Genomic DNA, 10893 nt, shown 5'->3' with positions numbered 1-10893 from the left:
CCTCCCTACGCGCGGTAGTGCAGTTCTGCCTGTCGGCGGAGGTATTCCAGCCCGGGCGCGATCGCCATTGCCCAGGCCGTCAGGATCTCATCGTCGCACTGCGGATCGCGCTCGCTGACCGTGTTCAACATCGCCTCGCGCCACAGGGCAAAAAAACGCGGGGGAGATGAAGACCGTCGTCGCTTTGCTCCCGCGCCAGGCGCTCGAGAAAATCAGGCACGATTAACGCCCCGTCTACCGCAAGCATGGCGAAAAAACTCTTAAACAGGGTCTGCTGACCCTCCCGTTCCGGCAGGCGAGAAAAATGCAGCTCCGTCTCGGGTGACATATGGACGAAGGCGTCATAGAACGTCTGAAAAAACGCCGTTTTATCATTATCGGGAAAGACGCGGTTCAGGCTGGATTCAAACAGATCGCGGTAAAATTTCACGGCGTCCTCCTTACGGCGTTTTCGCCAGGTAGACAGTGCCCGACAGGCGTATAGTCATCTGCTACACGGCGCGTAAAGTAGCTCTCTTTCTTAGACCGGCGGGCGTCAAACAGGGGCCCGGCGTTATGCTTAAAGAAAAGGGCTTCCAGAACCGTGGCGTTGGTGGAAAGGGTTAGCGTGGCGTTGGTATCGCCCGTGGCCTCCAGGCGGCCTTCATACCAGCCTTTTTGCGGATCGTTAAGATGCTTTGTCACCGACATCAGCACGTCGGTGTACGGGACGTCCCACAGGGCCCACAGGGCGAAGACCGCTTTGGTCGAAACCTGGGCGAAGCGGGTGTAGTCCCGGCCATCATCGCCGACGGAATTCCAGGCATAGCCATTTCCCCAGACCGTATCCTGAATATGCCAGGGTGCCTGTGGAAGCGAGAAATCTGCCCTTGCCGTCAGGATCTTATCGGTCTCCCAGCGGCTTTTCTGGCTCAGCCAGACGTTTTCCGCCTGCTTGCGCAGGCGCTGTTGCCGATCGGCCGCAACGCCTTCGGGCTCCCAGCCAAACTCCAGGCCCGGCAGCATGTAGGGAAGGGTGGTAATCAGGGAGGGCTGCCATGTGGTGCGCGGATCGCGGGCGTCCACGGCCAGGCGCCGCTGCGCGATAATGACGTGGTGTGCCGGCGGCGTAAACGCTTTTTCCGGGGAGAATCCCCACAGATGAAACGCCGTCGCGGCATATTCGCTTTCGCCCAGGCGCAGCTCCTCGCGAACGATCGGCTGGCCGTTTTGCAGGGAAGATGACCACAGTTCGCCTTCACCATCGATGACCGGGCAGAAGTTCCACCGCAGAATGATTTTATCCAGATACTCGCCGTACTGCGGCTCCCGCTCTGCGGTGAGGCGCAGGGCAAGCATCAGACGCGCCATGTCGCGCGCGGACCAGCCATTTTGGGCGGGCTTGCCGCTAAAGTCGACCGGCGTCGCCGTCTGGCTGGAATAGAGACGTCCTGGCGTTCGGGCCCTGGTCAGCATCAGGCGGTTGAGGGTGCCCATCAGCCGCGTCAGGCGGGCGTCATACTCGTCCTCATGAATCAGCCCCAGCTCTTTTGCCGCCAGCAGGGCGATAAGCGTGTCGCCCATTTGCCAGAGCGTGACGCGGGGCTGTTGGTCGCTTCCGTTGACCAGCCCGGTTTGCGGCTGGGTATTGTTGACGAAATAGCGCCAGGCGATCGCCGCCCATTTCCGTTCTTCCGGCGTCAGGGCAGCAATCCGCGCGCTGGAGTGCCAGCCTCCGGCGATAAGCCAGCGCCAGCCGGCGCCCTGGTGGCCAAACAGGGCAAAGGCGACTACGCCAGCGAGGAGTAATCCCGCGAGCCCTCTGGCTATGGTTTTAAGCATTGCGCAGTCACCGGAGGCAGTTTAACCGGCTCGTCCGCGCTGCATGACGCGCACTGACAGGCCTGGCAGGCGGGTTTGGTGCGCTGCGTGACGCCGGTCCGGTCGCACCAGCTTTTTACGGCCGGTGTGCTCGTGAGGAACGGACGGCTGCGCAGCGCATTGTTCTCTTCAAACTGATCGAGCAGCTTTTGATCCCACAGAGACGGGGCAAACTCCTTGCTCTTCGGGTTGTCGGTGTTGAAGGCCAGCAGTTTTCCCTCTTTTTTGAACAACAGGGCCTCAAGCATGATGCCGTTATTGTTCGCGGTGAACTCTTTGATCGGCCCGTCACCGTTTTCATACAGCCCTTCGTAGTAGCCTTTTCCCTCTTCGTTGGCATTCTCGATGGTGTTCAGCAGGCGATCGGTATAAGGCGTGTTCCACAGCACCCACATCCCCAGCGCCGCCTTCAGTGAAATTGCGGCAGCGTTAGGAACGAACTGGCCCTTATCGGTGATCGTGTTCCAGTTGTACCCGTCGCTGAAGACGGTGTCGTAGACGAAGTAAGGGGCTTTATCGAGCTGGTGCTCCGAGCGCGCGGTGAGCACGCCGGTGATGGTATAGCGGTTCTCCTGAGCCTGATAAACGCGGTCGGCAAAGTTTTTCATCCAGGCCTGGGAGTAGTCGCGCGGGGCGTTATCCCGGTCGGTCGGCTTATCGAAGCCGAACTCCAGCCCGTAAAGAAGGTAGGATTCCGTCACGACGTAGTTATGCTGAGACGTATTGCGCGGGTCGCGTGAATCATACGGGACCAGCACGCAGTAGATTTCGGCCAGCTCGTACGGCTGCGGGCGGCTGGCTTTACAGGTATTGAACCCCCACAGCTGGTAGCCCGCCGCACCGTACTCTTCATATCCCAGGCGGCCTTCCTGAACATACTTCGGCTGGCCGTTCTCCAGATAAGCTCCGTAGAGCGTGCCGCAGGGGTCGATCGCATGGCTGAAATCCCAGCCGAGCACCACGTTATCAACGCTGTTGCCATATTCCGGGTAACGCTCTTTGATGATTTTCAGCCAGACCAGCATTCGCCCGATATCCAGGGCCGAGAAGCCAATTTCGCCGGGCTTGTTGGTATAGTCCACCTTCTGGCCGCTGATGGTGTTATAGGCTTTGTTGGGAAGCTCGTTGCGGAACAGCACGAGGGTGTTTAGCGTGGCGAGAAATTTCAGCATCCGGCGGTCGAATTCCGCTTTATCAATGAGCCCCAGCTCGCGCGCCGCCGTCAGTGCGGCCAGGTAGGAGGCGCTGTCCCACATGGTAGTGGAGGGATATTTATTAACCGCATTCACCAGGCCCGTCGTGGGCTGATAGTTTGAGACGAAATACTGCCAGGCATTTTTCGCAATGGTCATCTCTCTGGCCGTCAGCTCTCCGCTGCGCGGGGGGTAATTCGATGCAGGCAGCCCGGTTTCCGCACGCACGGTCGATAGCGCCAGCCAGCAGATCGTTATTCCCGTGAGCAGGTGGAAAAGGATCGAAGATCTTGGCTTCATGGCGTTGCTCCTGCAGCAGTAGATGAATGGGAGGGCACGTTGAGGCAGGCCAGACAGAGCATCTGGCCGTGCGCGATGTAGGACAAGCTTTCCAGCACAATGGCGTTGGTGTCTGCGTCCACGACGCCATTGACGCTGTTATTAAGGTTGAAACCGCGCTGCCAGCCTTTACCCGGCACCAGAAGCGGCAGAACCTGCTGGCGCAGCGCCTCGCTCCAGCTGTTGCGGAACAGGGCATACCAGGCAAACGCGGTGCGGGTGGAGGCGATCGCCACCTTCTCCGGCACCTCTTCGCGCAGGGCGCGCGCCTGAACCGGCTGTCTGTTGGGCAGATCGTTAACATAATCCGGCGCCGGTTCGGCGTAATCGGTGCTAATCGGCGGTTTTGGCGTGCTCAGGCTATGGCGCCGCTGCTGAATCTGCATAATCCGCCACGCGATTTCGGCGCTCTGCGCGTCAAAGCCCAGCTCAAGGCCGGTTAACAGATAGGGAAGGCTGATCAGGGAGGTTTGTTTACCCCAGGGCGTGCGTAGCCCTTCATCAGGCACCATCACGCCATCCAGATCGATCATCTTTTGCCCTTCAGGCGGGTTGGTGACCGCCAGACCTGCCGCGCTGTCAATTAAGCGCAGCGTATGGCTGGCATAGAGCCGATAGCCAAAGCTGTCCCGCTGTTCGTCGTCGGCCATCGTCCAGTGATGGAGCGGCACGGCCGCCTGGCTTTGGGTGTTGTTTTCAATCAGTGTTCCGGTGCTCCACTGGGTGAAGAGATCGCGTATGGCCGCCGCGTGCTGGGGATAGCGCCACAACAGGGCCTGAAGCGCCGTTAGCAGGCGGCTGAGGCCTATAGCGGAGGCGTCAGGTTTTCCCAACATCTTCAGGGTATCGGCATGGTAATACGCAGCAGGGAGGCCTTTCTCGTTGAGCGGCAGTTGCCCGAGCGTGAACAGGGCCGTGCTGATCCTTTCGTCAAACTCATCGGTGGAAATAATATTGAGCTGCTCTGCGGCAGCGGTCGCAAACAGATAGCTTCCCACGCTCCAGAGGCTCAGCCAGGGTTCACCGTCGCTGGCGTTCGCCAGGCCGTTGGGCTGGGTATTGTTCACGAAGAATTGCCAGGCCACCCGGGCCCAGATCGCCTCGTCATAGGTCAGCTCGCGTTTTGCGGGCAGCGGAGGGAAATCTTTGCTAAGCGCAATGCCGCCGCTGCTTTCCACGCGCGAAGGCATTTGCTTCTCAACCCAGACCACAATGGCAAACCCGAGCAGGAACCCCAGCAGAATAGTGAGATAGCTACGCGCGGAAAGCAGCGCATCACGTGTCCTCATTGACTGACCTCTCCCTCTTCAGCAGGCGTCCACATGGCCGCGAAAATCAGGGGCAGCATGGCGGCGATGTTCACCGCACCCCAGAAAATATTGATGACGTAACCGGAAGGGTCGTCAACCTGGCCGCGAGCAACCTGGATCCCTCCCCAGATAAGCCCCACCAGAGTCAGTACCACGATGGCAATCTGCGGCTTCACCAGGTAGAGAAAACGGCCCGTTTGCCTCTCTTTTGGCGTGACGTGAAATTTGATCTGCTCGCCCCGCAGCACGGTATTGAGCGCGCGCAGGTTCATGGAAAAGAAGGAGAGGTAGGATGCCCTGCCGTCCCAGGCCGAAATCCCCCATGTACCGAACATAAAGGCCAGCTCGGAGAGGATAAAAAAGGGGAGAAAATGGAGATAGAACGGCGTCGACCAGGCGGACACCGGCGGGATGCCGGTGAACAGGTAGATAATGGGCGAAATCAAAAACACCGTGTTCCACACGCAGGCCATATACGACCAGAAGGTGGTGGCATACATCAGCGTCTGGGGAAGTGAAAGCCTGAAGCGACGACGGCTGAAGATGTTGTCGTGGAACAAAATATCCAGCGAACCTGCGGCGTATTTAAAGCGCTGGATCATCCAGGTCAGCATATCCTGCGGGGAGAGCATCTTCGACTCAACGCGCGGGTGCATGACCGAGCGCCAGCGTCGTGCGGCGTCACCGTGCAACAGCACCGAGGTATAAATATCCTCGGAAACGTGAAATTTGTAGGGCGTGAGCTCGGTGTCAAACGCCACGTGCGGGCGCATCGCCTCCTGCAGCGCTTCCCGCGTTTCGTCATCGCGGATGTCGCGGGTATGGCGATGGATCTCCTCTTCGACGGACCAGACATAGCTTCGCAGCGCGGCCTGCATGACCGCCTCGCGACGGTGGATGGATGCCGCGCCGCAGCAGAATGCCGCGTTGGCCCAGTTGCGCCGACGCAGGATCACATCATAGAACATGCGCGGATCGTTAAAAAACGGGTCGCGGCCAACCGTGACCGGGCCGACGCACTTTTGTATCAGCCAGCCCAGGCCGTAGCCCAGTTTTCCGGCTTTCCGCTGGCCCCAGCGCGACAGGTTTTCCCCTTCCGGGAGATCGAAGAACCACTGCGGCGTCTGCACCCAGGCCACATCCGGGTCGCGGAAATAGCCCAGCGTATGGCTGAGAAGTGTGGGAAAAACCCGGGTGTCGGCATCGCAGATAACAATAAAATCGCCGTCGGTGTGCTCAAGACCGTTGCGCAGATTGCCGGCCTTAAAGCCGATGTTGGTCTGACGGCTGATATAGTTAACGCCTTCCTCTTCGCAGACGGCTTTCATCTCGGGTCGGCGGCCGTCATCAAGCACGTGGATGCGGTAGTCAATCGGGTACGGGTAATCCATGTTCAGGGCATCGCGGATGGACAGCCTGACCAGCTCGGTGTCTTCAGAGTAGGTGGCAATGAACAGATCCACCTTGACGGGGCGGGGCTCTACGGCCTCTTCTGGCGACAGGCATTCGTTGATTTCGCCCGGGGGCGGACTCTGTGGAGGATCCTGCTCCTTCCACAAATTGATGGTAAACAGCACGGTGCCAATCCACGCCAGGGTTTCGGCGAGAACCAGCGGAATGGCATACCATAGCGCGTCCGTATTCAGGGATGCCGTCCAGCGCCAGTAAATATAATTTGCACCCAGAATAAGCGCCGCGACCGCTAACACCTGCCAGGTCATCATTACCCAGCGCGGTGTTTTTAACGGTTCCGGAGGTCGACGATGTTCAAAACGGGAAAAATAAAAATCCATAGTTCCGGCGTTCCTGATTCCGTGAAAATGCAGACCCATTCTGCTGCGCAGGCAGTTGCCCGAAAGCAAAAGAAAATAGCGACTAAACAAGATTTAAGGTAAGTGTAGAACGCTGAATAAAAGTGTCCAGCGACGTTCATTACTATTATTTAGTGGGGATTAATTCGATTTAAACTCAGCTTAATTATTCTCATCAGCCTGCGATAAATTGCGGATACTATTCCTTTAGGCTATCTAGTTTATTTAGAACTTAATTTTCGTTTCCAGGCAAAGGACACCCTATGAGCCATGTTGCGCCGCCGCTTGCGCAAGAAGATGAATCTAAATCAACAGCATGGCGGTACTCCGTTGCAGGCGCTCGGGATCTGAGAATCGACTTTATGCGCGGCATCGCCCTCGTCATGATGGTGGTGGCACATACGGAAGTGATGTCAGTATTTAATATATTCTCCTGGGAGCGTTTTGGGTTAACAACGGGTGCAGAGGGTTTTGTTATTCTTTCGGGTTTTATGCTTGGCATGCTGAATCGCGCGCGACTGCAAAAAGTGGTGTTGCTCACGGTTTCATGGGGACTTTATCTCAGAGCGTGGAAAATATATCGCGTAAATATCATTGTCATAGTCTCTTTTATTTTTCTGGCCTGGGTCCCGCATATTAATGTTTTCGAGGTCACCCATTTTACCGACCGCTTTTCGGGTGAAAGCTGGTCGCTTTATCCAGTTACGCCGCAAATTAAGGAGACCTGGTTCAACATCATTCTCTATTTGCAGATTGGCCCCCATCAAACCCAAATTCTGGGGCTGTATATTTTTTTGCTGCTCTTTAGCCCCCTGTTTTTAGGGATGCTGCAGAAGGGAAAAGTCTGGTGGCTGCTGGGCCTGTCGCTGGTGGTGTACGGTCTGTGGCAGCGTTGGCCGCTGCGGCTCACGCCGTCGGAATTCGAATTCGCCTTTCCGCTGCTGGCCTGGCAGTTCATCTTCGTTCTGGGCATGGCCAGCGGCTGGTATAAAGCCGAATTGCTCTCGTTTGCCCGCACGCCGGCAGGTCACGTGGTGGTGGTCGCGCTGGTGACGGTATCGCTCGTTCTGGGGTTTGTTGCCCAGAATCATACCAACCCGTTTATGCCCCCGGCGCTGCTGATGCACGTCATCCCGCCTGACAGTTTCAACGCGTTTTATCACACCTGGGCGGCGAAAAATGGGCTGGGCCCGGTGCGGGTGTTAAACGATATCGCCCTGATGGTCACCGTCTATCTGGTCCTGACATACTGCTGGACGCCGCTCAACCGCCTGCTGGGATGGTTCCTGATCCCGCTAGGCCAGCATTCGCTCTATACCTTTATTTTGCATGTGTACGTGGTGCTGCTGGTGAGCCAGTTCATCACCTTTGATTTATGGCGTCATGCCTGGATAGAAAATACGTTAGTGCATGCGGCGGCGCTGGGCATGTTGTGGCTCATGGCGAAATACAACGTCGCCGCACGCTGGATACCTAACTAAGGATGGCGGTTATGCGCGAAAAATGGCTCCTGGCGGGCGTCTTACTCGCCGCAATACCCGCGGCTGATGCGGCGCAAAGCGGTGAAAATGAAACCCTTCGTGATAAAAACGGCGAACCTGTTCAGGCTGGCGTCTTTACCAGCCGCTGGGGGCGTTTATTCTCGGGGAATGACAAAAAATTCTCTGGCGCCCTGAGCTTTAGTTCGGGGCTGAAGGAGCAGTGGATGAGCATTCCGAACAGTTCAGACACCGCCACGGAAAAGAAAAAGATTAACCAGACGCTGAATCTCAGCCTTCAGTATTCCCCCTATAGCTTCTGGTTTGCCAACATCACCTCCCGCTTGCCGGTGAGGGATACCAGCCGCTACACCGCAGATTTTCGCTACAGCTTCGGCTATGACGACTGGCACGCCAATACGGTTAGCCTGGTGTACAGTAACTACGGCGATAACCACTTCTGGACGTCGGGGAACCGAAGACACACCTATTTCGAACAGGGCGCCTTTACGCTGGCCTATAAGTTTTCACTGCCGAAGCCGGTTGAAAACGCGCTCCTGATTAATAAAGGGGACTCCATCATTTGCCAGACCGGGTACAGCTGGGTTCCGCGCTACTATGACCTCAGCAGCGATGACATCCGCAAAAATAAAAACGTGCTGCTGGGCGGCTGCGGCTATACCTTCAAACAACACTTTTTTATTCGCGCGACGGCATTCTGGTTTCCGGACAGCAGCCAGCAGCAGCCCTGGAACGGCGATTATAGCTACAGCTTCGGCTATGCCGGCTATACGCCAGGATCGTTCTCCATCCAATACGCTAACTATGCGGGGACGCGCTATCCGGGGCACGGCAACGGTAACGCTAAGTTCAGGGAAGGGACCGTGAGCCTCATCTGGTTCTTACCGCTATAGGAGGGATGTATGTCGGCGCTGCACGTGTTAATCGTTGAAGATTCCCTGATTTATCGCCGTCTACTCTGCCGGATGCTCACCCAGTGGGGGTATATCGTGAGCGAGGCGGAAAACGGCGTTACCGCGCTGGAAATATTGTCCAGCCAGCCGGTCAGTATGGTGATAAGCGACTGGGAAATGCCGGAGATGGACGGGCTAACGCTCTGCCGGACGATCCGCAACCGCCAGTTTGGCCACTATGTGTATGTGATTCTGCTCACGGCCCGCGAGAATGCGGGGGATCTAACGCGGGGTTTCGATGCCGGGGCCGACGATTTTTTAAGTAAGCCGGTTGAACAGGCTGAGCTCCGGGCACGACTCCACGCCGGCGTCCGAATTCTGACGCTGGAGGCGACCCTCGCGGCGCACAACAAGCGTCTGAGTGAAGCGTTACGCCAGATTGAACAAGATCTTGAGCTGGCGGCGCGCGTACAGCACTCGGTGTTGCCTTCTCGTCGCCTGCGCTACGGGGACTACTTTTCCGACTGGCTTTTTCTGCCGTCTGCCTGGGTCTCGGGCGATGTGTTCAATATTTTTCCGCTGGATGCTCATCTGGGGTTTTACTGCGTGGACGTGTCCGGCCACGGGGTGGGCGCCGCGATGATGTCCCTCGCGGTTGCGCGTCAGTTCCTTCACGGCCGGGTGGTGGACCGTTTTCTGTTTACCGAAGAAGGGGGCATTCAGTCGCCCGCTGAGGTCGTCAGAATACTGAACAGCCGCTTTTGCAGCGACGAGAGCGAGATCGCCAGCTATTTCACCATCATCTACGGGGTGATCGACCCCGAGAGTGGCCGGGGGTTATTGTGCCAGGCCGGGCATCCTACTCCCGTCATTGTGAACGCCGACGGCGCCGTCACGTCCGTGGGCGATGGCGGACCGCCGGTTGGGCTGATGCCCGACCTCAGCTGGGAGGATGTGGCTTTTACCCTCAACGCTGGTGATCGCTTATGCTTATTCAGTGACGGTATTACGGAGTGTGAGAACGTCAGCGGCGAGCAGTTTGGCCCGCAACGCCTCGAACGCTGGCTTCATGAGCATGCCCGGCTCCCGGTTGACGAACTTCTGCCGCGGTTCGGTGACCACCTGACCGGCTGGCGCAACGCAAACCGTGATGAACCGACCGCCTTAACCGATGACGTTTCACTGCTCGTGATTGAGCGTCAGGGAGACCAGAATGATTATTAACACCGAACGATTACCGCAGGCCAACGTTCTCACGCCGGCGGTCCGGCGGCTGGATGCCTCCGTTGCCGCGACCTTTAAGGCCTCGGTGACCGAAGAGATTGGCAGCGATCTTAAAGCCTTGATCCTCGACTTTAGCAAAGTGGATTTCATCGACAGCAGCGGGCTGGGGATGCTGGTGTCGTTGTTCAAGCTGATGAACGGGAAAGGGGAGATGGCGCTGTGCTCCCTGAATCCCGGGATCATGAATATGTTCACTCTGACCCGAATGGATCGCATATTCCGCATCTATCCGGATAAAAGCAGCGCGCTTGCGCAGCTGGGGCAGTAAATGCTGACGACGGTGCAGGCACAATTTCCGGCGGATCTCGGCTCCCTGACGCCGCTGGCCGGCTGGCTGGGAGAGAGGATGAGCGCGCTTGCCGTTGACGACGAGTGGCGTTTCGCGCTCGATCTCGCCGTCTGCGAAGTGGCGACGAATATCATCCGGCACGCGCTGCATGAGGATGCCTCGCGCACGTTCAGCGTACGCTTCGACATCCGCGACAGCGGCGCCTGCATTACGTTTACCGACGCGGGTGACGCGTTCCCGCTGGAGCGGCTTGATGCCGCCAGACGAGACCGTTTTTGTGAAATCTCGCCGCTGCTGGAGAGCGGCAGGGGGCTGATGCTCATTTTGCTGAGCGTCGATCGTTTCTCGGTGGAGCGAGAGGCGGGTGAAAATATTGCCACGCTTGAAAAGAAAATCAGCGTATGACCCGTGGGCC

Annotated in this window: 9 protein-coding genes and 1 pseudogene; 5 read left to right on the top strand and 5 right to left on the bottom strand. The window is 57.6% G+C overall.

Annotation, left to right across the window (positions count from 1 at the left end):
- Positions 1 to 5 precede the first annotated feature (5 nt).
- The 5 genes and pseudogenes from AC3WOK_RS05420 to AC3WOK_RS05400 all read right to left on the bottom strand — a co-directional run bounded on the left by AC3WOK_RS05420 (position 6) and on the right by AC3WOK_RS05400 (position 6495).
- Positions 6 to 430 (bottom strand): annotated as a pseudogene (locus tag AC3WOK_RS05420) (globin family protein).
- Positions 427 to 1821, bottom strand: coding sequence for a DUF3131 domain-containing protein (locus AC3WOK_RS05415; RefSeq protein WP_492354103.1), 1395 nt, complete (start codon positions 1819 to 1821; stop codon positions 427 to 429). The pseudogene AC3WOK_RS05420 and the gene AC3WOK_RS05415 overlap by 4 nt, the downstream one beginning before the upstream one ends.
- Positions 1806 to 3353 (bottom strand): DUF3131 domain-containing protein, encoded by a 1548-nt coding sequence (locus tag AC3WOK_RS05410; RefSeq protein WP_492354102.1) that lies wholly within the window; start codon positions 3351 to 3353, stop codon positions 1806 to 1808. Before AC3WOK_RS05410 ends, AC3WOK_RS05415 begins: the two co-directional genes overlap by 16 nt.
- Complete coding sequence (locus AC3WOK_RS05405; protein ID WP_492354101.1) at positions 3350 to 4681, bottom strand: DUF3131 domain-containing protein; 1332 nt, start codon at positions 4679 to 4681, stop codon at positions 3350 to 3352. The genes AC3WOK_RS05410 and AC3WOK_RS05405 overlap by 4 nt, the downstream gene beginning before the upstream one ends.
- A complete protein-coding gene (locus tag AC3WOK_RS05400; protein WP_059310035.1) occupies positions 4678 to 6495 on the bottom strand; it encodes a glycosyltransferase family 2 protein in 1818 nt (605 codons plus the stop codon). The genes AC3WOK_RS05405 and AC3WOK_RS05400 overlap by 4 nt, the downstream gene beginning before the upstream one ends.
- Before the next feature lie 281 nt (positions 6496 to 6776).
- Here AC3WOK_RS05400 and opgC point away from each other — a divergent pair, with 281 nt between their 5' ends.
- From opgC to AC3WOK_RS05375, 5 genes are read left to right on the top strand one after another with little or no spacing between them, the layout of a single operon-like run.
- Entirely contained in the window at positions 6777 to 7994 is a 1218-nt protein-coding gene (gene opgC, locus AC3WOK_RS05395; protein WP_492354100.1) for an OpgC domain-containing protein, read from the top strand.
- Between the two features lie 11 nt (positions 7995 to 8005).
- Positions 8006 to 8905, top strand: a complete 900-nt coding sequence (locus AC3WOK_RS05390; protein ID WP_059310185.1) for a hypothetical protein — start codon at positions 8006 to 8008, stop codon at positions 8903 to 8905.
- A gap of 9 nt (positions 8906 to 8914) precedes the next feature.
- Entirely contained in the window at positions 8915 to 10129 is a 1215-nt protein-coding gene (locus tag AC3WOK_RS05385; RefSeq protein ID WP_492354099.1) for a PP2C family protein-serine/threonine phosphatase, read from the top strand.
- The gene (locus tag AC3WOK_RS05380; protein ID WP_059310038.1) at positions 10119 to 10457 is read left to right on the top strand and encodes an STAS domain-containing protein; all 339 of its coding nucleotides are present in this window, start codon (positions 10119 to 10121) and stop codon (positions 10455 to 10457) included. Before AC3WOK_RS05385 ends, AC3WOK_RS05380 begins: the two co-directional genes overlap by 11 nt.
- Positions 10458 to 10883, top strand: coding sequence for an ATP-binding protein (locus AC3WOK_RS05375; protein ID WP_492354098.1), 426 nt, complete (start codon positions 10458 to 10460; stop codon positions 10881 to 10883).
- Positions 10884 to 10893: the final 10 nt, after the last annotated feature.

This window comes from Enterobacter sp. FW301-JW81, from assembly GCF_058788735.1.
The sequence above is the reverse complement of the archived record's forward strand: the minus strand, read 5'-3'. Positions and strand labels throughout refer to the sequence as shown.

Bases quoted from the DNA above. Each gene is read 5' to 3' on its own strand.
- AC3WOK_RS05415 (WP_492354103.1), bottom strand. From the start codon at position 1,821: ATGCTTAAAACCATAGCCAGAGGGCTCGCGGGATTACTCCTCGCTGGC.
- AC3WOK_RS05410 (WP_492354102.1), bottom strand. From the start codon at position 3,353: ATGAAGCCAAGATCTTCGATCCTTTTCCACCTGCTCACGGGAATAACG.
- AC3WOK_RS05405 (WP_492354101.1), bottom strand. From the start codon at position 4,681: ATGAGGACACGTGATGCGCTGCTTTCCGCGCGTAGCTATCTCACTATT.
- AC3WOK_RS05400 (WP_059310035.1), bottom strand. From the start codon at position 6,495: ATGGATTTTTATTTTTCCCGTTTTGAACATCGTCGACCTCCGGAACCG.
- opgC (WP_492354100.1), top strand. From the start codon at position 6,777: ATGAGCCATGTTGCGCCGCCGCTTGCGCAAGAAGATGAATCTAAATCA.
- AC3WOK_RS05390 (WP_059310185.1), top strand. From the start codon at position 8,006: ATGCGCGAAAAATGGCTCCTGGCGGGCGTCTTACTCGCCGCAATACCC.
- AC3WOK_RS05385 (WP_492354099.1), top strand. From the start codon at position 8,915: ATGTCGGCGCTGCACGTGTTAATCGTTGAAGATTCCCTGATTTATCGC.
- AC3WOK_RS05380 (WP_059310038.1), top strand. From the start codon at position 10,119: ATGATTATTAACACCGAACGATTACCGCAGGCCAACGTTCTCACGCCG.
- AC3WOK_RS05375 (WP_492354098.1), top strand. From the start codon at position 10,458: ATGCTGACGACGGTGCAGGCACAATTTCCGGCGGATCTCGGCTCCCTG.